Source organism: Sphingomonas sp. SL1004 (assembly GCF_057815015.1).
Genome location: NZ_JBYMUX010000001.1, coordinates 1,063,109 through 1,085,526, shown reverse-complemented (window position 1 = coordinate 1,085,526; position 22,418 = coordinate 1,063,109). Strand labels below are relative to the sequence as shown.

Genomic DNA, 22,418 nt, shown 5'->3' with positions numbered 1-22,418 from the left:
CATGACTGCCCCGACGAACCCGCTTCTCGATACGCTGTCGCTGCCCCGTTTCGCCGAGCTGTCGCCCGACCTGATCGCGCCGGCGCTCGATGAGGCGATCGCGCGGCATGAGGCGATGGTCGAGGCGCTGACGACCGCGCGGCCGATCGATTTCGCGGGCGCGTGGCTGCCGTACGAGCGCGCGAATACCGAGATCGGCGCGATCTGGTCGGCGGTTTCGCATCTGCACGGCGTGGCGGACACGCCCGAGCTGCGCGCGGCGTATTCGGAGGGGCAGAAGCGGCTTGTCAAGAACGACATGAAGGTCGGGCAGAACCGCGACCTGTACGAGGTGTTCGTGGCGCTGAGCGTGTCGTCCGAGTTTGCCGACTTGGCCGTCGAGGACCGGGTGGCGGTGGAGCAGGCGATCCGCGACTTCACGCTGTCGGGCGTGGCGCTGCAGCCAGAGGCACGCGACCGGTTCAGCGAGATTTCGGTAGAACTGTCGGGGTTGTCGAACGAGTTCGGCAGTGCGGTGCTGGATGCGACCGATGCGTGGTCGGAACTGGTGACGGACGAGGCCGATCTCGCCGGGATTTCGGACGCGGACAAGGCGATGTTCGCGGATGCCGCCAAGGCCAAGGGGCAGGCGGGCTGGCTGGTCACGCTGCAACAGCCAAGCGTCAACGCGGTGCTGACCTTCGCCGAGAACCGGGAGTTGCGCGCCCGCATGTACCGGGCATTCGCGACGCGCGCGTCGGACCAGGGGCCGAACGCGGGCGAGTTCGACAACAGCGCCCGGATCGCACGCATCCTCGAGCTGCGGCATGAGGGCGCCAAGCTGCTCGGCTTCACCGACCCGGTCGCATGGTCGCTGGAAACCAAGATGGCTCCGAATGGTGCGGAGGTGATCGCCTTCCTGCGCGATCTGGCGCGCCGCGCGAAGCCGGCGGCGGAGCGCGACCTGACCGAGCTGAAGACGTTTGCCGCCGAGCAGCTCGGGATTGCCGATTTCGAGCCGTGGGATGCGGGCTTTGTGTCGAACCGGTTGCGGCAGGATCGCTATGCGGTCGATGCGCAGGTGGTGAAGGCGTATTTCCCGGTCGAGCGCGTGATGGAAGGCTGGCAGACGCTGATGCAGCGGCTGTTCGGGATCAAGCTGGTCGAGCGTGACGACGTCTCGCTGTATCATGACGACGCGCGGTTCTTCGACGTGGTGGACGAGAGCGGGACGGTGTTTGCCGGGCTCTATCTCGATCTCCACGCGCGTACCGGCAAGCGTGGTGGCGCGTGGATGGCGCAGGCGCGGCCTCGGCTGCATGACGGCAATACCGTGACGGTGCCGGTCGCGTATCTCGTCTGCAATTTCGCGCCGGACGGCGGCGAGACGCCGTCGCTGCTGAGCCACAACGACGTGACCACGCTGCTGCACGAGACCGGGCATTGCATCCATCTGCTCTTCACCAAGGTGAACCGGCCGAGCATCGCCGGCACCAACGGTTTCGAGTGGGACGCGATCGAGCTGCCGAGCCAGCTTATGGAGGATTTTGCCTGGGACAAGGACGTGCTGACCGGCATGTCTGGCCACTACAAGACCGGCGAGAAGCTCCCCGCCGACCTGTTCGAGCGGATGGTGAAGGCGCGGCATTTCCAGGCGGGGATGTTCATCCTGCGCCAGGTCGAGTTCGCGCTGTTCGACCTGCTGCTGCATCTCGGCACGATGGGCAGCGATCCGATCGAGGTGATCGAGGCGGTACGCGACGAAGTGGCGGTGATCCGCCCGCCCGCATGGCACCGCTTCCCACACGCGTTCAGCCACATTTTCGCGGGCGGCTATGCGTCGGGCTATTACAGCTATCTCTACGCCGAACTGTTGGCGGCCGACGGCTTTGAGGCGTTTGCCGAAGCGGGGCTGGTCGATCGCAAGACCGGCGACCGGTTCCGCGAGGAAGTGCTCGCGCGCGGAGCCACGCGGCCCGCGGCGGACAGCTTCCGCGCGTTCCGCGGGCGTGACCCCGAGCCGACCGCGATGCTGGTCCGCCACGGGCTGCAAGGGTGACGAAGCGCGTCGACCGACGCTGGTTGTCGGAGGCGGTGCGGCGGATCGAGGCGGACTATAACCGGTCCGCCGACACGCATCTGATCCGCGTCGACCTGCCGCGCTATCCCGGCATCGTGCTGTATCTGAAGGACGAGAGTTCGCACCCGACCGGCAGCCTCAAGCACCGTCTCGCGCGGTCGCTGTTCCTGTACGCGCTGTGCAACGAATGGATCGGGCCCGAGACGACGGTGATCGAGTCCTCGTCGGGGTCGACCGCGGTGTCGGAGGCGTATTTCGCTAGGATGCTGGGACTGCGGTTCATCGCGGTGGTCCCGGCGACGACCGCCAAGCCCAAGCTCGACGCGATCCGTTTCCACGGCGGCGAGATCCACGTGGTCGACGATCCGCGCACCGTCTACGCGGTCTCACACCGGCTCGCGGCCGAAACCGGCGGGCATTATCTCGACCAGTTCACCTATGCCGAGCGCGCGACCGACTGGCGCGGCAACAACAATATCGCCGAGAGCATCTTCGCGCAGATGGCCGAGGAGGAGCATCCGTGCCCGTCCTGGATCGTCTGCGGCGCGGGGACGGGGGGCACGTCGGCGACGATCGGGCGCTTCATCCGCTATTGCCGGCACGACACGAAACTGTGCGTCGCGGACCCGGTAAACTCGGTGTTCCACCGTCATTTCGAGGACCGATCGGTGATGGCGTTGCCCGAAGGGTGCGCGTCGCGGATCGAGGGGATCGGGCGGCCGCGCGTCGAGCCCAGCTTCGTGCCGAGCGTCATCGACCGGATGATCGCGGTCGAGGATGCCGACAGCATCGGTGCGATGCGCGCGTTGTCCGACCGGCTCGGGCGGCGCGTCGGTGGCTCGACCGGGACCAACCTCTGGGCGTGCGCGCAGATCGTCGAGGAGATGGCGGCGGCGGGTGAGACGGGGAGCATCGTCACCTTGTTGTGCGATGGCGGCGACCGCTATGGCTGCACCTATTACAATGACGCATGGCTCGACGAACGCGCGGTCGCATGGACCGATGCGGCGGCGCGGATGGCACAATTTCTAGGCTGATCGACCGATGACCGCATGGCAGTTCTGGATCGACCGCGGCGGCACGTTCACCGATGTCGTCGCGCGGCAACCGGACGGGCGGATCGTCACCGCCAAGCTGCTGTCGGAAGATCCCGAACGCTATGACGATGCCGCGCTCGAGGCGATCCGGCGGTTGACCGACGGGGCGGACGTGCCGCTCGAACTGCGGATCGGGACAACGGTCGCGACCAACGCGCTGCTCGAGCGCAAGGGCGAGCCGACGTGCCTCGCGATCACGCGTGGGTTCGGCGACGCGCTGCTGATCGGCCACCAGGAGCGGTCCGATATTTTCGCGCGCGACGTGAACCGTCCGCCACCGCTGTTCGCGCATGTCGTGGAGATCGATGAGCGGGTCGGCGCGGACGGCGACGTGCTCCGTCCGCTCGACGTCGATGCGGCCCGCGCAGGATTGCAGGCGGCATTCGACAGCGGGCTACGCGCGGTCGCGATCGTCCTCATGCACGGCTATCGCTTTACCGCGCACGAGGAGGCGCTGGCGGCAGTCGCAACCGAGATCGGCTTCACGCAAATCTCGGTCAGCCACCGCGTCGCGCCGCTGATCAAGCTGATCGGGCGCGGCGATACGACCGTCGTCGACGCGTATCTGTCGCCGGTCGTCGATCGCTATGTCGCGGGGTTGAGCGACGCGCTGGGACAGGGCGCGTTGTTCATGCAGTCGTCGGGCGGGCTGGTCGACGGCGCGGGTTTTCGCGGCAAGGACGCGATCCTGTCGGGGCCGGCTGGCGGCATCGTCGGCATGGCCGCGACCGCGAGGGAGGCGGGGTTCGAACAGATCATCGGCTTCGACATGGGCGGCACCTCGACCGACGTGTCGCACTACGCCGGGACGTACGAGCGCGACACCGAGACGCTGATCGCCGGCGCCCGCATCCGCGCCCCGATGCTGCGAATCCACACCGTCGCGGCGGGCGGCGGCTCGATCTGTCGGTTCGACGGCGAGCGGCTGATCGTCGGGCCGGAGAGTGCGGGCGCGGTGCCCGGCCCGGCATGCTATCGCCGCGGCGGGCCGCTGACGGTGACCGACTGCAACGTGATGCTCGGCAAGGTGCGCCCCGAATTCTTCCCTGCGCTGTTCGGACCGGCGGGCGATCAGCCGCTCGACGCCGAAGCAGTGAACGCCCGGTTTGCGGAACTGCCGCTCGATCCGCAGGTCGCGGCGGAAGGGTTCGTGGCGGTCGCGGTGGCCAACATGGCGAATGCGATCCGGACGATTTCCGTCGCGCGCGGGCATGACGTGACGCGTTATACGCTGGCGTGCTTCGGTGGAGCCGGAGGGCAGCATGCGTGCCTCGTCGCCGATGCGTTGGCGATGGACCGGGTGATGATCCACCCGCTGGCCGGCGTGCTGTCGGCGTACGGCATGGGGCTGGCCGATCGCCGGGTTCTCCGCGAGGCGACCTCGGGTTCGGCGTTCGCAGAGTATGCCACAATCACGCAGGCGCTGGACGATTTGGCAGAGGCTGCACGCAAAGCCCTCGTAGCGCAGGGCGTCTTGGCGGACAACGTGCGGATCGAGCGGCGTGTGCATCTGCGTCGGGGCCAGACCGACCACACCATCGAACTGGATCTCGACGAAGCGGCAGCGATAATCGCCGCGTTCGACGCCGCGCACATCGCGCAGTTCGGGTTCGCCAGCGAGGCACCGCTGATCGCCGACCGGATCGTCGCGGAAGCTATCGCCGAGAGTCCGCCGATCGACGCCGCGCTGGTCGCGTTCCCGGACGAGCCTGCCGCGCCGCTGTCCGTCGTCCCGGTCTACATGGCCGGCGCATGGCACGACACGCCGGTTCTCTCCCGCGAGGGGTTACCTGCCGGCCACGCCATCGACGGCCCCGCACTGATCCTCGACAGCGTCTCGACAACGATAGTCGAGCCCGGCTGGCGCGCGCGCGTCGATCCGATCGGCAACCTGATCCTCGACCGCATCGCCCCCCGTGTCGGCGCGAGTATCGTTACTGAGTCCGATCCGGTACGCCTCGCGATCTTCGCCGGCCTGTTCATGAGTATCGCCGAGGAAATGGGTGCCGCACTCCAGCGCTCCGCCGCGTCGGTCAACATCCGTGAGCGGCTCGACTTCAGCTGCGCGCTGTTCGACGCGCATGGCAACCTCGTTGCCAATGCGCCGCACATCCCGGTCCACCTCGGCTCTATGGGCGAGAGCATCCGCACGATCATCGACGCACGAGGCGGCCGCGCAGACGGCCGCGGTATCCGCCGCGGTGACGCTTACGCGCTCAACGCGCCGTATCGTGGCGGCACGCACCTGCCGGACATCACCGTCATCATGCCGGTCTTCGCAGATGACGGCGATGCGCCCGCGTTCTTCGTAGCCGCCCGCGGTCATCACGCAGACGTCGGCGGGATCACTCCCGGATCGATGCCGCCCGAAAGCCGCTCGGTCGAGGAAGAAGGCGTGCTGCTCGACGACGTGCTGGTGGTCGACGAAGGTCGTTTCCTCGAAGCCGAACTCCGCGCGGTGTTCGCGAGCGGCCCCTATCCCGCACGCAACATCGACCAGAACATCGCTGATCTCGCCGCGCAGTTGGCAGCCTGCACGCGCGGGGCGGCAGGGCTCGCGCGATTGGCCGACGAGTACGGAACGGACGTCGTCGCGGCCTACATGGAGCACGTGCAGGCCAACGCCGACGCCGCAGTCCGCCGCCTGATCGCGACGCTCGACGACGGCGCGTTCGCCTACCAGATGGACGACGGCGCCGTGATCCGCGTGGCAGTCCGCGTCGATCGCGAGGCCGCGACGATGGAGGTCGACTTCGCCGGCACCAGCGACCAGCGGCCGACCAACTTCAACGCCCCCGTCTCGATCGTCCGCGCGGCCGTGCTCTACGTCGTCCGTGCACTGATCGACGAGGCCGTGCCGCTCAACGACGGCTGCCTGCGCGGCGTGACGATCCGCGTGCCCGAAGGCTCGATGCTCAACCCCCGCTATCCGGCGGCCGTCGTCGCCGGCAACGTCGAGACGAGTCAGGTCGTCACCGACGCGCTGTTCGGCGCGCTCGGCGCGATGGCGGCGAGCCAGGGGACGATGAACAACTTCACCTTCGGCAACGACACGCACCAATATTACGAGACGATCGCCGGCGGGGCAGGTGCGGGCCCCGGTTTCGACGGCGCGTCGGTGATCCAGACGCACATGACCAACAGCCGGCTGACCGACCCGGAAATCTTCGAAACGCGCTTCCCGGTGTTGCTGGAGGAATTCTCGATCCGTCGCGGCTCGGGCGGCGCGGGCGCGCACCACGGCGGCGATGGCGCAACGCGCCGCGTGCGCTTTCTCGAAGACATGACCGCCTGCATCCTCGCCAACCGCCGCCGCGTGGCCCCGTTCGGCATGGCGGGCGGCGCAAGCGGCGGCCTCGGCTCGGCAACCGTCGAACGCGCGGATGGCAGTGTCGAGCACCTCGGCTCCACGGCCAAGGTCGCGATGCGCGCAGGCGATGTGTTCGTGATCGAAACGCCCGGCGGCGGCGGGTTTGGAGGAAACGAGTGACGCAGCATCTCGATCAGGCGACCGCGGCGCGCTTCGCCGGGCTGACCCTGGGGCATCTGACTCGCGAATGGCCGTACAAGCTCGACCAGACGCTGACCGGTCCGGACGATCTCGCGCTGCCCAAGACGCTCCACCCGATCTTCCACGGCAGCTACGACTGGCACAGTTGCGTGCATGGCTGGTGGCAGGTGATGCGGCTGGCGCGGCTCTATCCCGGCATGCCCGAGGCGGGGGCGATCGAGGCATTGGCTCACCTGATGCTGGTCCCCGAACGCGTCGCGGGCGAAGTCGCCTATCTCGAAAGGCCGGGGACAGGCGGGTTCGAGCGGCCCTATGGCTGGGGCTGGCTGCTGGCGTTGCATGACGAATTGGCGTTGCGTCCCGATCGGCCATGGGCGGCGGCGATCGAACCGCTGGCACGCGCGTTTGCCGCGCGGTTTGCCGAGTATCTGCCCAAGCTGATCTACCCGGTGCGCAGCGGCAAGCATGACTGCACGGCGTTCGCGTTGGTCCATGCGCTGCGCTGGGCAAGGACGCACGACGCGGCGCTGGCAACGCTGATCGAGGCGCGCGCGCGCGTATGGTTCGGCGGCGATCGCGATTGCCGGCCCTGGGAGCCGAGCGGCGAGGATTTCATATCGGCGACCTTGTGCGAGGCGGTCCTGATGCAGGGCGTCCTGGGAGCGCAGTTCGAAGCGTGGCTGACGGCGTTCATGCCCGATCCGTTTGGTCCTGCCGCCGCGTGCCTACGGACTCCCGCGGTCGTCAGCGATCGAACCGACGGACGGCTGGCGCATCTCGACGGACTGAACCTGTCGCGGGCGTGGTGCTGGCGCGTGATCGCCGAGGGTTTGCCGGATCCCGCTGCGGCGCGTGCGATCGCCGGCGCACACCTTGCCGAGGCGCTGCCGCATCTCGCCGACGATTATATGGGCGAGCATTGGCTGGCTACGTTTGCCTTGCTGGCGCTCGGGGCGTGACGATCTTCGCAGACCGCTGATTCGCGCACTGGCACCGGATGTAACGGGCAAGATCGGTCCCCGCGTATAGCGCGCACGATGGATGCAATTTTTCGGTGCGCCCGAAAACGAGATGCTGCAGGCGAGCAAACGAGTTGCAGAAGCGGCCAACTCTTCCAGGATCATGGGGGATTATCCGCCACCGCCAATGACTTCTGTTGCAGGCTGCAATCATCCGCATAGGCTCGCCATAGCTTCGAAACTCCGAGAGTGTCCGTCAACCAGTGCGGGATGCTATCGGAACGGGGCCAGTCAACGTCGTTCCCCGTTTGACCTCGGCGGGCAGGCGTGAAACCCTCGTCACGCGCCTTTCTGACGGAGACAGCCATGCTCGTTCTCGCACTCGTAATCGGTATCGTCGCGGGGTTGCGGGCGATGATGGCGCCCGCCGCGATCGCGTGGGCGGCCTCGAAAGGCATCGTGCCGCTGCAAGGAACCTGGCTCGCGTTCCTGGGCTGGCGGTTCACGCCGTGGATCTTCACGCTGCTAGCGGCAGCAGAGCTCGTCACGGATCAGTTGCCATCGACGCCGAGCCGTCTCGTAGTGCCGCAGTTCGGTGCGCGGCTACTCACCGGCGGCGTCTCGGGTGCGGCGGTCGGCTTTGCGACGGGGGCACCGCTGTTCGGACTGGTGCTGGGGATCATCGGCACGGTGATCGGCACGCTGGGCGGCGCCCGACTCCGCGCGCGCCTTGCACTCGCGTTCGGCAAGGATCGTCCCGCGGCAGTGATCGAGGACGTGCTCGCGATCGGCCTGTCGATACTGGTAGTCGTACTGCTGTGACACGGACCTTCGATGCAATCATCGTCGGCGCGGGGCAAGCAGGGCCGCCGCTCGCCGGGTGCCTGACCGCGGCTGGCATGACGGTGGCGTTGATCGAGCGCAAACTCGTCGGTGGGACGTGCGTCAATACCGGCTGCATGCCGACCAAGACGCTCGTCGCCAGCGCCTATGCCGCGCACCTCGCGCGCCGGAGTGCGGATTTCGGCGTAAGGACGGGCGATGTTGCGATCGACATGCCGGCGGTCGCGGCACGTGCCGGTAAGGTCGTGAAGGAGGCGCGGACAGGCAACGAACGCTGGCTCGAGGGGATGGCAGGGCTTACCTTCCTGCGGGGCCATGCGCGCTTTACCGGGCCGACGACGATCGCGGTCGACGGCGAGATGCTGACCGCGCCGCGCATCTTCCTCAACGTCGGCGGGCGGGCGAGCGTGCCCGACATGCCCGGTGTCGACGACGTGCCCCATCTCGACAATACCGACATGGTCGCGCTGGACAGCGTCCCCGAGCATCTCGTCGTCGTCGGCGGGAGTTATGTCGGGCTGGAGTTCGCGCAGATGTATCGCCGGTTCGGCGCGGCGGTGACCGTCGTCGAGCGCGGCGAGCGGCTCATCGCGCACGAGGATGCCGATGTCTCCGACGCGGTACGCGATATCCTGGAGGACGAGGGGATCGCGGTGCGGACGGGGGCGAACTGCATCGCCTTCGCCACGCACGAGACCGGCGTCGCGGTATCGGTCGATTGCCATGCGGGCGAACCGGTGGTGGTCGGCAGCCACGTGCTGCTTGCGGTCGGGCGGCGGCCGAATACCGACGATCTCGGCCTCGACCATGCCGGGATCGAGACCGATGCGAAGGGCTATGTCGTCGTCGACGACCTGCTCCAGACCAACGTACCTGGGATCTGGGCGCTCGGCGATTGCAACGGGCGCGGCGCGTTCACGCACACCGCGTATAACGACTTCGAGATCGTCGCGGCCAACCTGCTCGACGGTGACGATCGGATGTTGAGCCAGCGGCTGGTTGGCTATGCACTCTATACCGATCCCCCGCTGGGCCGGGTCGGCCTGACGCAAACCGAGGCGGAAAAGTCCGGTCGGCCGATCCTCGTCTCGAAACGGCCGATGACGCGGGTGGGTCGCGCGATCGAGAAGGGCGAAACCAAGGGGTTCATGAAGATCGTCGCGGACGCCGAAACGCAGCGGATTCTGGGCGCGGCGATCCTCGGCACCGGCGGCGACGAGGCGATCCATGGTATCCTCGACATGATGAATGCGGATCAGCCGGTGTCGGCGCTGCGCTGGGCGGTGCCGATCCATCCGACCGTCTCCGAACTGATCCCGACCGTCCTGCTCGGTCTAGCCCCGCCGGAGCCCGCATGAGCAATCTCGACTCGCGCGAATACCAGATGTTTCCCGTACTCGATGCCGCGCAGCTGGAGACCGCCAAGCGGTTTGCGAGCGGGCCGGCGCGGCGGTTTGCGGCAGGCGAACAGGTCTATGCGATCGGTGAGCAGGGCGCTCCCGCCTGGCTGGTGATGGAAGGCACGATCGAGGTCGTCCGCCGCGATGGCTTGAGTCACGAAGCGCCGGTCACCACGCATGGCCCGGGGCAGCTGACGGGTGAGGTCAACCAGCTCGCGGGGCGGCCGTCGATCGCGCGCGGCACGGCAGGGCCGGACGGCTGCACCGCGCTGCCGTTCGATCCAGCGCACCTGCGCGCGCTGATGGTCGGCTCGGCGGACGTGGGCGAGATCGTGATGCGCGCGTTGATCCTGCGCCGCGTCGGGCTGATCGAGCAGGGCAGCGGCGGCACGGTCATCGTCGGCGTGCCGGGCAGCCCGGACATCGTCCGGTTGCAGGGCTTTCTCACGCGTTCGGGCTATCCCAACGTCGTGCTCGATGCCGCGTCCGACGAGGAAGGGCGTGCGCTGGTGGAGCGGATCGGCGTGCTTCGTGGCGACCTGCCGCTGGTGGTGTGTCCGAACGGCACGATCCTCAAACGGCCGTCCGACGTCGAGGTCGCGTCATGTCTGGGGATCACACCCGATCTCGATCCGGCGGCGATCTACGACGTGGCGATCGTCGGCGCGGGGCCGGCGGGGCTGGCGGCGGCGGTGTATGCAGCATCCGAGGGACTGTCGGTGATCGTGCTCGACGAGCGCGCGATCGGCGGACAGGCGGGAGCGTCGGCGCGGATCGAGAATTATCTGGGGTTTCCGACCGGCATATCCGGGCAGGCGCTGGCCGGCCGCGCGTTCAATCAGGCGCTGAAGTTCGGCGCCGAGATCGCCGTGCCGCTGGAGATCTTACGGCTGGACTGCGACGAAAGCCGGCCGGAGGACGATCCGCTGGTCCTAGTGCTGCCCGACGATCGGCGCGTGCGGTCACGCACCGTGATCGTCGCGTCCGGCGCGCGGTATCGGCGTCCCGACATTCCCGATCTGGCGATGTTCGAGGGCGCGGGCGTCTCTTACTGGGCCTCGCCGATCGAGGCCCGGCTTTGCGAGGGCGAGGAGGTTGCGCTCGTCGGTGGGGGCAATTCGGCGGGGCAGGCTGTGGTGTTCCTTGCGCCGCGGGTGAAGCGGTTGCACCTGATCGTGCGACGCGATCTGGCCGCGACGATGTCGAAATATCTGATCGACCGGATCGCCGCGCTGCCCAACGTGACGCTGCACGTCGGGACCGAGATCATCGGCTTGGAGGGCGATCGTACGACGGGGCTGACCGCCGCGACGTTCCGTCATCGTGCCGACGGATCGACGAGCCGGTGCGACATGCGGCATCTGTTCCTGTTCATCGGTGCCGATCCCAATGCCGGCTGGTTGCAGGGCTGCGTCGATACCGACGACAAGGGCTTCATCGTGACGGGCAAGGCGGCGTTGCCGTTGCAGACGAGCTTGCCGCGCGTGTTCGCGATCGGCGACGTCCGCGCTGGGTCGACCAAGCGCGTCGCTGCGGCCGTGGGTGAGGGTGCAGCGGTGGTCGCACAGGTTCACAAGGCGCTGGCCGACGCGGCCGAACGGGAGGAACGATGAGCGAAGGTTGCACACACCTGGACACCATCGTGGACGTCACACCGAGCGCGCTCGGATGCGAGGAGTGCCTGCGGATGGGCAGCGAATGGGTCCATCTGCGGTTGTGCCGGACGTGCGGCCATGTCGGCTGCTGCGACGATTCCCCGCACCGCCACGCGACCGCGCATTTCCATGCGACCCGGCATCCGATCATCGAAGGCTATGATCCGCCAGAGGGTTGGGGCTGGTGCTTCGTCGACGAGACGATGGTCGATCTGCCCGACCAGACTCCGCAATCGGGGCCCATCCCGCGGTATGTTTGACGTAGGGAAGGCGTTCGAACAGACTTGATCGCTCAATACCACCCCGGCGAAGGCCGAGGCCCAATTGGCAAGGCCGGAGTAACGGCAGACAGTCCTTCGACATTACCGTCCCCCAATTGGGCCCCGGCCTTTGCCGGGGTGGTGTAGTGCCGGGTGGCAAGTACCTTCGGTCAACCACACTCGGTCACCCTCGCTTGCGTCGCCGCACCTCGACCGCTAGCCGACCTCCATCGGTAAAAGCGTGAGTGACCTACGATGCGGCGTATCATGATGGGGCTGTTCGCCGTTGCGGCGCTCGCTACGGCAGGATCTGCGCAACGGCCCAACCGCGCAGGACCGAAGCCTGGGATAGTACGCGTCCGCCTCGTGACCTCCGAGGGCCCGATACTGCTCGCGCTCGACGCCCGCCATGCGCCGAAGACGACCGCGAATTTCTTGGCCTACGTCGATGACGGACGTTTCGACGGGACCGACTTCTACCGTGCGAGCCGGCAGAAATCGTCGCCCAAACTCGGCTTCATCCAGGCAGGTATCCGTACCGATGCGCGCCGCATCCTGCCGCCATTCCCGCTTGAGACGACCGCGATGACCGGGATCAAGCATGACGACGCGACGATCTCGATGGCGCGCGGCATGACCCCCGCGTCGGCGGGCGGCAATTTCTTCATCACCGTCGGCCCGGCGCCGGCGATGGACGCGCGCGCGGGCTATCCGGGCTATGCCGCGTTCGGGCACGTCGTGGCCGGGATGGACGTGGTGAAACGCATCCTCGCCAAGCCGACCGGTGGTGGGATGGATGCGTTCAAGGATCAGATGATCCTGAAGCGCGTCGCGCTGGTCAGTGCGCGGCGGCTCGACGGGGTGGCAAAGCCCACGGGATTGCCGCGGGCTTGGCTGATCAAGACGAGGTCTGACCGGAAGAAGTGATTTTTTCGTCACGCCGGACGGTTCTGCGGCGATCGCAATCAAACGCGATAACCATCCCGGCAATGGCCGGGGCCGAATTGGAGAGGTTGCAGTAACGGAGAGCAGTTGTCGCCAACGACTTTCCCCACTTGGGCCCCGGCCTTCGCCGGGGTGGTAACCTGGCAGGTGATCCTGGCAATCAGGCCGTCAGGCTGAGCGCAACCGCCTCTGCGACCTTGATCCCGTCGACCGCCGCGGACAGGATGCCCCCGGCATACCCGGCACCTTCGCCCGCCGGGAACAGCCCAGCGGTATTGAGACTCACGAAATCGTCGCCGCGCGTGATCCGAACCGGCGAAGAGGTCCGCGTCTCCACCCCGGTCAGGACGGCGTCGGGGTGGTCGTAGCCCGGGATCTCGCGCCCGAACGCAGGCAACGCCTCACGCAGCGCAGTAATTGCGAACTCGGGCAGGCACTCCGACAAGTCGGTCATGTGCACCCCCGGTTTGTACGACGGGATCACCGAGCCCAGCGCGGTCGAGGCGCGCCCCGCGAGCAGGTCGCCGATGCGTTGCGCGGGCGCCTTGTAGTTCGAGCCGCCGGCGACATACGCGCGAGATTCCCAGTGGCGTTGCAGTTCGATGCCGGCGAGCGGGTGGCCGGGATAGTCGCGCTCGGGATCGATGCCGATGACGATGCCGGAGTTCGCATTGCGTTCGTTGCGCGAATATTGGCTCATGCCGTTGGTCGCGACGCGGCCCTCCTCGGAGGTTGCGGCGACGACAGTGCCGCCCGGGCACATGCAGAAGCTGTAGACGGTTCGCCCGTTCTTGCAGTGGTGCGACAGGCTGTACGCCGCCGCGCCGAGATCGGGGTGGCCGGCGCAGGGGCCGAAGCGGGCCTCGTCGATCCACGACTGCGGATGCTCGATGCGTACGCCGATCGAGAAGGGTTTCGCCTCGACGTGGACGCCCTTCGCGTGGAGCATCTCGAACGTGTCGCGCGCGCTGTGGCCGACCGCGAAGACGACGTGGTTGGCTTCGAGATAGTCGCCGGTGCTGAGGTGGAGGCCGCGGAGTTGGCGCGTGCCCGCCTCTTCGACGATGTCGAGGCCGTCGACGCGGGTCGAGAAGCGGTATTCGCCGCCCAGCGCCTCGATCGTCTCGCGCATGCTCTCGACCATCGTGACGAGGCGGAAGGTGCCGATGTGTGGGTGTGCTTCGGTGAGGATTTCCGGGGGCGCGCCGGCCTTGACGAACTCGGTCAGGACTTTCCGCCCGAGATGGCGCGGGTCCTTGATCTGGCTCCAGAGCTTGCCATCGGAGAAGGTGCCGGCGCCGCCTTCGCCGAACTGGACGTTCGATTCTGGGTTGAGGACGCTCTTGCGCCAGAGGCCCCAGGTGTCCTTGGTGCGTTCCCGGACGACCTTGCCGCGGTCGAGGATGATCGGGCGGAATCCCATCTGCGCGAGGATGAGCCCGGCGAACAACCCGCAGGGGCCAGCGCCGACGACCACCGGGCGGGGGCCGGTGTAGCTCGCGCCGCCTTTGGTGACGAAGCGGTAGCCGGTGTCGGGGGTGCGCTGGACGTGGCGATCCTTGCGGAAGCGCGTGAGGACGGTGTCCTCGTTCTTCAGCGTGACGTCGACCGAATAGACGAGCTGGATGTCCATCTTGTCGCGTGCGTCGTGCGCGCGACGCGCCACGGTGTAGCGGATCAGGTCGCGCGGGGTGACGCGCAGGCGATCGCGGATCGCGGCGGGAAGCGCTTCGTCGGCGTGGTTGAGCGGCAGCTTGAGATCGGTGATGCGGAGCATGGGGGACGCTCTAGCGCCGCGCGCGCCGATCCGCCATCGGGAGCAGGAGAGGACATGATCATGCGGACCGACGACGAGCAGAATGCCAAGAGCGCCAAGCGAAAGGAGGTCCAGGACCGGATCGTCGCGAGCAAGACGATCGAGAAGGGGCTGATCATCGTCCACACCGGCAAGGGCAAGGGCAAGTCGACCGCCGCGTTCGGCATGGCGGTGCGGATGATCGGGCATGGGCGGAAAGTCGGCGTGGTGCAGTTCGTCAAGGGCGCGATGACGACCGGCGAGAAGGCGGTGTTCGATGCGTTCCCGGACCTGTGCGAGTTCAAGCCGATGGGGGAAGGCTTTACCTGGGACACGCAGGATCGCGCGCGCGACATCGCGGTCGCGCGCGAGGCGTGGGACGAGGTCAAGCGGATGATCGCCGACCCTTCCTATGCGATGGTGGTAGCGGACGAACTGAACATCGTGTTGCGATACGAGTATCTGCCGGTGGACGAGGTGCTCGCGGTGTTGGCGGGTAAGCCCGAGATGACGCATGTCGTGGTGACCGGGCGGAACGCGCCGGATGATCTGATCGAGATGGCGGATCTGGTGACCGAAATGACGCAGGTGAAACATCCCTTCCGGTCGGGGGTGAAGGCGCAGGCCGGCGTGGAGTTCTGACGCTTCGGCCCAGCATCCATGCCGTCACCCGGACCTGTTCCGGGGTCCACCCTTCCGCGCAATCCAGCCTGTCGAGCTTGCGGAACGGTGGATGCCGGAACGGGCCCGGCATGACGGAGCGTTTGGCGAGATGCCGCGTATTGCGCGCGAAGCACCGCCCGCGTATCGCTCGACCCGCGACAGGTTTTCCCGAGGCGGCAACGCCGAGGGAAATGAAAATGGGAACGGGATACACCCGGCTGCCCCTGCAACTGTACGCGGCGAGCCATCGTGCCTCATGCCATTGGGATAGTCCCGAGAAGGCGGCGCGGACGGCGTTGACCCGCGAGCCAGGAGACCTGCCCGTCGCGGTCGTCTTTCGTCCGGCCAGGGTGCGCCGAACGGACGGGTAACACCCCGAGCGACGACATCGCTTCGCGTCGTGCGGAGGTTGGAGGCATGCGCCTCTCGCCCTTCACGCGGTGCGGGTCCGACTGTCCGAAGGGGTTCCTATGCCAAGTTCACATCGTTCCGAGATCGTCCGGGAACGGATATGCTGAAGCCGGTCGAAGACGGCGTCGCGGTGGTCGCGTGCAATACGTGCCGCCATTCCGCCGATGCGCGCGACGACGACGAGGGCCAGCGTGGTGGCGCACGGCTCGTGCAGGCATTGAAGGCGGTGCAGGCGAGCGATCCCGCCTATGCCGATGTCGCGGTGCAGGAGATGCCGTGCCTGTTCGCATGCCAGGATTTCTGCACGATCCATCTGCGCGCGCCCGCCAAGGTCGGCTATGTGCTCGGCCGCTTCGAGCCGACCGAGGACGCCGCGCGCGCGATACTCGATTACGCGCGGCTCTACGGCGAGAGCGCGTTCGGGCAGGTTCCGTTCAAGCAATGGCCGCAGGGCGTGAAGGGGCATTTCATCACCCGCACGCCGCCCGCCGGATTCGTCGTCGAATGACCGCGTTCCCGACCTCTGCCGCGTTTCTCTCGGCGCTGCGCAATCTCCCCCAGGCGGACGTGGTCGCGCGGTCTGCCGCAGAGGCGCGCCAAGCCACGCTGACCAAACCGCCCGGCTCGCTCGGAAGGCTGGAGGATCTCGCAGTCCTGATGGCAGGCTGGCAGGGGCGCGAACGACCACGGCTGGACGCGGGCAGGGCGATCGTCTTTGCCGGCAATCACGGAATCGTCGCGCGCGGCGTCAGCGCGTTTCCGGCATCGGTGACGGCGCAGATGGTCGCCAATTTCGAGCACGGCGGCGCGGCGATCAACGCACTGTCGAGGGTGGCGGGGCTCGACCTCAAGGTGGTCGCGCTCGACCTCGACACACCGACCACGGATTTTACGACAGCGCCCGCCTTATCCGAAGCCGACTGCCTGGCGGCGATCAACGCCGGCGCCGCGGCCGTCGAAGGGACCCCGGACTTGATTGTCCTGGGCGAGATGGGGATCGGCAATTCGACGACCGCTGCGGCACTTTGCGCCGCGAGCTTCGGCGGCGCCGCGCGCGACTGGGTGGGGCCGGGCACGGGGGTGGACTCGGCCGGCCTGACACGAAAGATCGAGACGGTGGAGGCAGGCGTCGCGCTGCATCGCCCCGCACTCACGAACCCGTTCGAGACGTTGCGCCGGCTCGGCGGGCGCGAATTGGCGGCGATCTCGGGGGCGGTCGTCGCCGCGCGACTTGCCGGTATCCCGGTGATGCTCGACGGCTTCATCTGCTGCTCGGCGATCGCGCCGCTTGCCGCAGCATGCCCGGATATCCTCGATCACTGCCTCGCCGCACACGTCTCCGCGGAGCCCGGTCACGCGCGGCTGCTCGAGAAACTGCGGCTTGAGCCGCTGCTGTCGCTCGGCATGCGGCTTGGCGAAGGCAGCGGGGCGGCGGTGGCCACGTTGCTCGTAAGGGCAGCGCTGGCGGCCCACGACGAGATGGCGACGTTCGCCGAGGCCGGCGTTTCGGCGGCGTGACTCCATCGATGCTGTATCTGATGCGGCATGGGGCACCTGCGATCGAGGGACGCTTGCTCGGCCACACCGACGATCCGGCGACCGCCGCGGGTATCGAGGCCTGCGTAACGCGCGCGCAGGGACTCGCAATCGACCGTGTCGTTTCGTCCGATCTCGTGCGGGCGACGGCATGCGCGGAAGCAATCGCCGCGCCTCTCGGTGTAACCGTCGACCGCGACCCTCGTTGGCGCGAGCTCGATTTCGGCGCCTGGGATGGCGCCGTGCCGTCGTCTATCGACCCGGCGGCCTTCGCGCGCTTCCACGAGGATCCTGATTCCGCGGCGCCACCCGGGGGCGAACGCTGGTCGTCTTTATGTGACCGTGTCTCCCGTGCCCTCGCAGACCTCGCGGCGGGCCCGACGCTAATTGTAACGCACGCCGGCACGATGCGCGCGGCGTTCGCCGTCGCGTGCGGGTTCGACCGACGCCAGGTCTGGAGCTTCGACCTGCCATATGCCGCGCTGTTGTCGCTTCGGGTTTGGCCCGGCGAAGAGCGCGTCGTCCAGATCGTCGGGCTGGCGACGTGAGAAGGCTGGTCCTGGCATTCGGGTTCCTGACCCGGTTGCCGATGCCGACGGTGGCGGCCCGCCCCCATGATTTCGCCGAAGCGATCCGTGTCTACCCCCTGGTCGGGCTGGCGATCGGCGCTCTGGTGGCGAGCGCCGGATGGGCTGGATCGCTGGTCGACCCATGGATCGGTGCTGGCGTCGCGCTGTTCATATGGATCGCGATTACGGGCGCGTTGCATCTCGACGGGCTTGCGGATCTGGCCGACGGTCTGGGTGCGGCACATGGCGATCGGACGCGGTTGCTCGCGGTGATGGCGGATCCGCATGTCGGCAGCTTCGGCGTGATCGCGATCATCGGCCAGATGATGGCGAAGCTCGTGCTGCTGCACGCCGTCGGCGCGCCGGGCTGGGGTGTCGTCCTCGTGCCGTTCGTGGCGCGGATGGGGCCGCTGGCGTGGGTCCGGCTGCTGCCGCCACTGCGACAAGGTGGCCTCGGGGCAGCGATAGCGGGTGCCGTTCGAACGCGGGACTTGCTCGGGTGGGGCCTCATGCTCGCGCTTGCGTCGGTTCTGGTGCCGACACTGCTCGCCGGACCGATCCTCATTCTCGGCATCGCGGCGTGGTTACGACGCAAGATCGGCGGGATCACCGGCGACGCACACGGGGCGGGGATCGAACTCGTCGAGACCGGGCTGCTACTGGCGCTGTGCGTCGCCGGCGCGGTGCGATAGCGTCAGCATCGCGTCGAGATCGAGATGCCGTTCGAGCATCGCTGCGATCGCGTCGAGCGCGGCATCGATCGATGCGGCGTGATCGGGTCCGTTGGCTGCCACGCCGATCCGCGCAAGCCAGGTCGCGCGTTGCTCGGCAAGCCCGAGCAGGCCGTGGACGTAGCTGCCCGAGACGAGACCGTCCGCACTCGTCGCGCCCTCCGGGCTGCCGTCGGCACGATGCCCGACCGGGCGCAGCGTCGCCGGCCCGGTCGTCACCCCCATGTGCATTTCATAGCCCGCGAACCGCGCGCCTGAGGCTTGGCCGGTAACGTGCTCCAGCGTTTTCATGGGCGTGAGACGGGTTTCGACATCGAGCAGGCCGAGCCCCTCGACGGTTCCCGCCGGTCCCTCGATCCCGTCCGGGTCGGCGATGCTCCGGCCGAGCATCTGATAGCCGCCGCACAGCCCGAGCACGGGTTTGCCGCGGCGGTGATGGGCGTGGATGTCGATGTCCCAGCCTTGCGCGCGCAGGAAGGCGAGGTCCGGGATCGTCGCCTTCGAGCCCGCCAGGACGATCAGGTCCGCGTCGGGGATCGGCGTCCCCGGTGGCACCATCGCCAGCGCGACGCCGGGTTCGAGCCGAAGTGGATCGAGATCGTCGAAATTGGCGATCCGCGGCGTGATCGGGCAGGCGATCGTCACGCGGTTCCCGGACGATGCCGTCGGACGTTCGAGGATCACCGCGTCCTCGCTTGGCAGGCGAACGGCATCGGCCAGCCACGGCACGACGCCGTATCCGCGCCAGCCGCTGCGCGCCTCGATCGCACGATAGCCATCGTCGAACAGCGACGGATCGCCGCGAAACTTGTTGATGATGAAGCCGTGGATCATCGCCGCATCGGCAGGATCGATCACAGCCCGCGTACCGACGATCGCAGCGATCACCCCGCCGCGATCGATGTCGCCGACCAGTATTACCGGCACGCCCGCGGCCCGAGCGAACCCCATATTGGCGATGTCGCCGTCTCGCAGGTTGATTTCCGCGGGACTGCCGGCACCCTCGATGATGACAAGATCGCAGCGTGTCGACAGCCGCTCGAAACTGTCCAGCACGTGGACCAGCAACCCCTCCCGGCCTTCGCGCCAGCGTGCCGCGGCGAGCGTACCGCGCACTTGTCCGCGGACGATCAGTTGCGAGGTGCGGTCGCCTTGTGGCTTGAGCAGCACGGGGTTCATGTCGACGCTGGGCGCGACGCGGCACGCGATCGCCTGCGTAGCCTGCGCGCGACCGATCTCGCCGCCCTCCGCCGTCACCGCGGCGTTGTTCGACATATTTTGTGGCTTGAAGGGACGGACGGAGAGCCCGCGGTTGGCAAAGGCGCGGCACAGTCCGGCGACGAGCACCGACTTGCCGACGTCCGAGCCGGTCCCTTGCAGCATTATAGCACCCATGCGAGTCCTCCCGCGACGACCAGTAACAGCGCGCAGGTCCGGCGATACACGCGTAGCGCGGCGCGGATGTCCGCGGTCGTCGCGTTGCGGCGGCCATCGCCGATATATGGCTTGGCGACGCTCACGCCGTCATAGGCGATTGGCCCGGCAAGACGCAGGCCTAGCACGCCCGCCATCGCGGCTTCGGGCCACCCCGCGTTGGGCGACGCATGCTTGCCTGCGTCGCGCCACATCGTCCGCCATCCGCCAAGCCCGCCAAGGCAGAGCAGCACGCCGCTCATCCGCGCAGGGATCAGATTGGCCAGATCATCGGCGCGAGCCGCGGCCCAGCCGAATGCGCGCCAGCGCTCCTCGCGGTGACCGATCAGGCTGTCCGCGGTGTTGATCGCCTTGTACGCCCAGATCCCGGGGAGCCCGGCGACGAGGAGCCAGAACAGCGGCGCGACGACGCCGTCGCAGACGCTTTCGGCAAGGCTTTCGATCGCGGCGCGCGCTACGCCCGCCTCGTCGAGCGCTGCGACGTCCCGGCCGACGATCATTCCCACGCGCACACGCGCGCTGTCGAGGTCGTCGCGGTCCAGCGCCTCGGCGACCGGCTCGACATGGTCGTACAGGCTTCGGATCGCGAGGCCGGGTGCCGCCATCACGCCAATCGCGATCCATGCACCAGAGCCAAACGCGATCCGCGCCACCGCCGCGGCGCTCCACGCGGTACCGATGGCGACTGCCACGAGGATCACCAAGGTCAGGACGCCCCGGACACGGCGAACCGAAGTCGATGATTCCAACGTGTTCCACCGTGTGTCGGCGGCCCCGATCATGCGCGCGAAACCACCCACGGGATGACCGATCCGGGCGTACAGCGCGGCCGGCCAACCAACTGCCATATCGACGAGCAAGGCGATCAGCGCGACGGGTTCAGCCATGCGCCAGCGCCCGTTCGAGCCGCGCGAACGCAGCATCGTCGCCAGGCAGGCCAATCCGGAGCCACCGCGGCGCATAATCGAACGGTCGGGTCAGGATCGCCGCCTGTGCCAGTCGCTCGAACAGCGCCGGCGCGTGGTCGCTCTCGATCAATCGGAACAGCGGGCACTCGCCACGAACGACCCCATGCATTCTTAGTACAACATCCAGCCGCGCGGCGCGCGACGTCAGATCCATCCGAGCCGCATCGATCCACGCCGTATCGCTGTAGGCAGCCGTGCCGTACGCCACCGCGTGCGCCGATACTGGCCAACTCCCTAGCCGGGCACGCATCGCAGCAGCCTGAACCGGCGGCGCGATCAGGAAGCCGAGGCGGATGCCGGGCAGGCCGAAGAATTTGCCGAACGACCGGAACACGAGGACCCTGTCGTCGGGCCTCAGATGCGGGATGATGCTCGTGCCGGGTACGGCGTCGGCAAAGGCCTCGTCGATGACCATCCAGGCACCATGGCGGGCAATCTGCAGCAGGTCCTGGGGCCGGTCGAGCAGCCCATTGGGATTGTTGGGGTTTGCAAGCAGGACCGTGCCGGATCGTACCTCGCCGATCGCCGTCCGCGCGATCGACGTCGCTCCGTCCAGCGCTTCGGCATGCGTACCATAGCTGGGCGTGACGAACCGCACCGGCGTCGGCAGAGCGAGACAGCCAAGCGCGCGCAAGCCGATCTCGCTGCCGGGAAGCGCGACGACGCGTGCCGCATCCGTCTCGAACATCTTGGCGGCAGCGGCTTCGAGGTCCGTGATCGCCGCCGGCGAGGGCAGGCGGGTCAGGTCCGTGGACAGCGTAGCGCACGGCTGCCAGGCACGCGGGTTGATCCCGGTCGACAGGTCGAGCCAAGGTCGCGGGGCATTCGGGTAGTGGCTGGCGGCGAGGTCGATCCTCCCGCCATGCGCGCGCAGACCCGTCATGCTATCCTTCCGCTTGAACTCAGCGTCGTCATCGTCATTCCATCGGCGGGTCGCAAGCACGAAGGAGACCATGGCGTGCAATCGTTTCAACCCAGCCCGGCATTCGGGCGGAGCCTGCTCGTGCTGGGCGGCGCGCGCTCGGGCAAGAGCCGACATGCGCAGGCAATGGCCGAGGCCGCGGCTACGCAGACCGGCGGTGCGCTCGTCTATATCGCCACCGCGCAGGCGTTCGACGGCGAGATGACCGATCGCATCGCCCGTCACCGGGCCGACCGCGATCTGCGCTGGCGGACCGTCGAAGCGCCGCGCGCCCTGCCGGAAACGCTCATTGCGGCGGATGGCGCCACGACTGTCATGCTGGTCGACTGCTTGACGTTGTGGCTTTCCAATCTTCTGCTCGCAGATGCCGACATCGATGCCGCAGCCGACTTGCTACTGGCAGCGCTTGCCGAGGTGGCGGGAAGGGTGATCCTCGTCTCCAATGAAGTGGGACAGGGTATAGTGCCCGACAACGCGTTGGCCCGGCGGTTTCGCGATGCGGCGGGCCTCATTCACCAGCGGATCGCCCGCCAGGTCGATTCGGTGGACATGGTCGCGGCGGGCCTGGTGCAGCGCTGGAAACATCCGATCATCGCCTAGGCGAGATATCGCGCCGCTTGTAAAAACGGGCGCTGGCGATGCGCCGCGGGATGCGAGCAT

19 protein-coding genes and 1 riboswitch are annotated in these 22,418 nt (G+C 67.8%); of the genes, 15 read left to right on the top strand and 4 right to left on the bottom strand.

All coding sequences use genetic code 11. The features are described 5' to 3' along the window. The first annotated feature begins 1 nt into the window (after position 1). From AC3D24_RS04850 to AC3D24_RS04810, 9 genes are all read left to right on the top strand, one after another. Positions 2–2,038: a M3 family metallopeptidase gene (locus tag AC3D24_RS04850; protein WP_489028707.1), complete on the top strand. Its 2,037-nt coding sequence runs from the start codon at positions 2–4 to the stop codon at positions 2,036–2,038. Continuing rightward, on the top strand, positions 2,035–3,096 hold the full coding sequence (locus tag AC3D24_RS04845) for a PLP-dependent cysteine synthase family protein (RefSeq protein WP_489028705.1): 1,062 nt from the start codon (positions 2,035–2,037) through the stop codon (positions 3,094–3,096). The genes AC3D24_RS04850 and AC3D24_RS04845 overlap by 4 nt, the downstream gene beginning before the upstream one ends. Before the next feature lie 7 nt (positions 3,097–3,103). Further along, positions 3,104–6,646, top strand: a complete 3,543-nt coding sequence (locus AC3D24_RS04840; protein WP_489028703.1) for a hydantoinase B/oxoprolinase family protein — start codon at positions 3,104–3,106, stop codon at positions 6,644–6,646. Beyond that, positions 6,643–7,626 carry a DUF2891 domain-containing protein gene (locus tag AC3D24_RS04835; protein ID WP_489028702.1) on the top strand — a complete coding sequence of 328 codons (984 nt, stop codon included), beginning with the start codon at positions 6,643–6,645 and terminating at the stop codon, positions 7,624–7,626. Before AC3D24_RS04840 ends, AC3D24_RS04835 begins: the two co-directional genes overlap by 4 nt. Before the next feature lie 366 nt (positions 7,627–7,992). Continuing rightward, positions 7,993–8,448, top strand: coding sequence for a DUF4126 domain-containing protein (locus AC3D24_RS04830; protein WP_489028700.1), 456 nt, complete (start codon positions 7,993–7,995; stop codon positions 8,446–8,448). Then, positions 8,445–9,827, top strand: a complete 1,383-nt coding sequence (locus tag AC3D24_RS04825) for an FAD-containing oxidoreductase (protein WP_489028698.1) — start codon at positions 8,445–8,447, stop codon at positions 9,825–9,827. Before AC3D24_RS04830 ends, AC3D24_RS04825 begins: the two co-directional genes overlap by 4 nt. Beyond that, positions 9,824–11,482, top strand: a complete 1,659-nt coding sequence (locus tag AC3D24_RS04820; RefSeq protein WP_489028696.1) for an FAD-dependent oxidoreductase — start codon at positions 9,824–9,826, stop codon at positions 11,480–11,482. Before AC3D24_RS04825 ends, AC3D24_RS04820 begins: the two co-directional genes overlap by 4 nt. Positions 11,483–11,511: 29 nt before the next feature. After that, positions 11,512–11,784, top strand: a complete 273-nt coding sequence (locus AC3D24_RS04815; protein WP_489028694.1) for a UBP-type zinc finger domain-containing protein — start codon at positions 11,512–11,514, stop codon at positions 11,782–11,784. A gap of 255 nt (positions 11,785–12,039) precedes the next feature. After that, on the top strand, positions 12,040–12,711 hold the full coding sequence (locus AC3D24_RS04810) for a peptidylprolyl isomerase (RefSeq protein ID WP_489028693.1): 672 nt from the start codon (positions 12,040–12,042) through the stop codon (positions 12,709–12,711). Between the two features lie 178 nt (positions 12,712–12,889). Here the strand turns inward: AC3D24_RS04810 and AC3D24_RS04805 are convergent, their stop codons facing one another. After that, the gene (locus tag AC3D24_RS04805; RefSeq protein ID WP_489028691.1) at positions 12,890–14,506 is read right to left on the bottom strand and encodes an NAD(P)/FAD-dependent oxidoreductase; all 1,617 of its coding nucleotides are present in this window, start codon (positions 14,504–14,506) and stop codon (positions 12,890–12,892) included. A gap of 54 nt (positions 14,507–14,560) precedes the next feature. On the opposite strand from AC3D24_RS04805, the gene cobO reads away from it, so the two are divergent. The 5 genes from cobO to cobS all read left to right on the top strand — a co-directional run bounded on the left by cobO (position 14,561) and on the right by cobS (position 18,395). Next, positions 14,561–15,166, top strand: coding sequence for a cob(I)yrinic acid a,c-diamide adenosyltransferase (gene cobO, locus AC3D24_RS04800; RefSeq protein WP_489028689.1), 606 nt, complete (start codon positions 14,561–14,563; stop codon positions 15,164–15,166). Positions 15,167–15,330: 164 nt separating this feature from the next. Beyond that, a riboswitch (cobalamin riboswitch) is annotated at positions 15,331–15,526 on the top strand. 172 nt (positions 15,527–15,698) lie between these two features. Beyond that, positions 15,699–16,106: a DUF1636 domain-containing protein gene (locus tag AC3D24_RS04795; protein WP_489028687.1), complete on the top strand. Its 408-nt coding sequence runs from the start codon at positions 15,699–15,701 to the stop codon at positions 16,104–16,106. Continuing rightward, positions 16,103–17,116: a nicotinate-nucleotide--dimethylbenzimidazole phosphoribosyltransferase gene (gene cobT / locus AC3D24_RS04790; protein ID WP_489028685.1), complete on the top strand. Its 1,014-nt coding sequence runs from the start codon at positions 16,103–16,105 to the stop codon at positions 17,114–17,116. The genes AC3D24_RS04795 and cobT overlap by 4 nt, the downstream gene beginning before the upstream one ends. Then, positions 17,113–17,682 (top strand): histidine phosphatase family protein, encoded by a 570-nt coding sequence (locus tag AC3D24_RS04785; RefSeq protein ID WP_489028683.1) that lies wholly within the window; start codon positions 17,113–17,115, stop codon positions 17,680–17,682. The genes cobT and AC3D24_RS04785 overlap by 4 nt, the downstream gene beginning before the upstream one ends. After that, positions 17,679–18,395, top strand: a complete 717-nt coding sequence (cobS, locus tag AC3D24_RS04780) for an adenosylcobinamide-GDP ribazoletransferase (RefSeq protein ID WP_489028682.1) — start codon at positions 17,679–17,681, stop codon at positions 18,393–18,395. The genes AC3D24_RS04785 and cobS overlap by 4 nt, the downstream gene beginning before the upstream one ends. Here cobS and AC3D24_RS04775 read toward each other — a convergent pair. The 3 genes from AC3D24_RS04775 to AC3D24_RS04765 are packed head-to-tail and all read right to left on the bottom strand — an operon-like array spanning position 18,360 to position 21,719. Then, positions 18,360–19,829, bottom strand: coding sequence for a cobyric acid synthase (locus tag AC3D24_RS04775; protein ID WP_489028680.1), 1,470 nt, complete (start codon positions 19,827–19,829; stop codon positions 18,360–18,362). The genes cobS and AC3D24_RS04775 overlap by 36 nt on opposite strands. Then, positions 19,817–20,755, bottom strand: coding sequence for an adenosylcobinamide-phosphate synthase CbiB (gene cbiB / locus AC3D24_RS04770; RefSeq protein WP_489028678.1), 939 nt, complete (start codon positions 20,753–20,755; stop codon positions 19,817–19,819). Before cbiB ends, AC3D24_RS04775 begins: the two co-directional genes overlap by 13 nt. Next, positions 20,748–21,719 carry a threonine-phosphate decarboxylase gene (locus AC3D24_RS04765; protein WP_489028677.1) on the bottom strand — a complete coding sequence of 324 codons (972 nt, stop codon included), beginning with the start codon at positions 21,717–21,719 and terminating at the stop codon, positions 20,748–20,750. The genes cbiB and AC3D24_RS04765 overlap by 8 nt, the downstream gene beginning before the upstream one ends. Here AC3D24_RS04765 and cobU point away from each other — a divergent pair. Continuing rightward, on the top strand, positions 21,699–22,358 hold the full coding sequence (cobU, locus tag AC3D24_RS04760; RefSeq protein WP_489028675.1) for a bifunctional adenosylcobinamide kinase/adenosylcobinamide-phosphate guanylyltransferase: 660 nt from the start codon (positions 21,699–21,701) through the stop codon (positions 22,356–22,358). The two genes, AC3D24_RS04765 and cobU, sit on opposite strands and share 21 nt — an antisense overlap. The last annotated feature ends 60 nt before the right edge of the window (positions 22,359–22,418 follow it).

Excerpts from the sequence above, each read along its gene's own strand:
- AC3D24_RS04850 (WP_489028707.1), top strand. The coding sequence starts at position 2 with ATGACTGCCCCGACGAACCCGCTTCTCGATACGCTGTCGCTGCCCCGT.
- AC3D24_RS04840 (WP_489028703.1), top strand. The coding sequence starts at position 3,104 with ATGACCGCATGGCAGTTCTGGATCGACCGCGGCGGCACGTTCACCGAT.
- AC3D24_RS04830 (WP_489028700.1), top strand. The coding sequence starts at position 7,993 with ATGCTCGTTCTCGCACTCGTAATCGGTATCGTCGCGGGGTTGCGGGCG.
- AC3D24_RS04820 (WP_489028696.1), top strand. The coding sequence starts at position 9,824 with ATGAGCAATCTCGACTCGCGCGAATACCAGATGTTTCCCGTACTCGAT.
- AC3D24_RS04810 (WP_489028693.1), top strand. The coding sequence starts at position 12,040 with ATGCGGCGTATCATGATGGGGCTGTTCGCCGTTGCGGCGCTCGCTACG.
- AC3D24_RS04805 (WP_489028691.1), bottom strand. The coding sequence starts at position 14,506 with ATGCTCCGCATCACCGATCTCAAGCTGCCGCTCAACCACGCCGACGAA.
- cobO (WP_489028689.1), top strand. The coding sequence starts at position 14,561 with ATGATCATGCGGACCGACGACGAGCAGAATGCCAAGAGCGCCAAGCGA.
- AC3D24_RS04795 (WP_489028687.1), top strand. The coding sequence starts at position 15,699 with ATGCTGAAGCCGGTCGAAGACGGCGTCGCGGTGGTCGCGTGCAATACG.
- cobT (WP_489028685.1), top strand. The coding sequence starts at position 16,103 with ATGACCGCGTTCCCGACCTCTGCCGCGTTTCTCTCGGCGCTGCGCAAT.
- AC3D24_RS04775 (WP_489028680.1), bottom strand. The coding sequence starts at position 19,829 with ATGGGTGCTATAATGCTGCAAGGGACCGGCTCGGACGTCGGCAAGTCG.
- cbiB (WP_489028678.1), bottom strand. The coding sequence starts at position 20,755 with ATGGCTGAACCCGTCGCGCTGATCGCCTTGCTCGTCGATATGGCAGTT.
- cobU (WP_489028675.1), top strand. The coding sequence starts at position 21,699 with ATGCGCGCGCAGACCCGTCATGCTATCCTTCCGCTTGAACTCAGCGTC.
- AC3D24_RS04765 (WP_489028677.1), bottom strand. The coding sequence starts at position 21,719 with ATGACGGGTCTGCGCGCGCATGGCGGGAGGATCGACCTCGCCGCCAGC.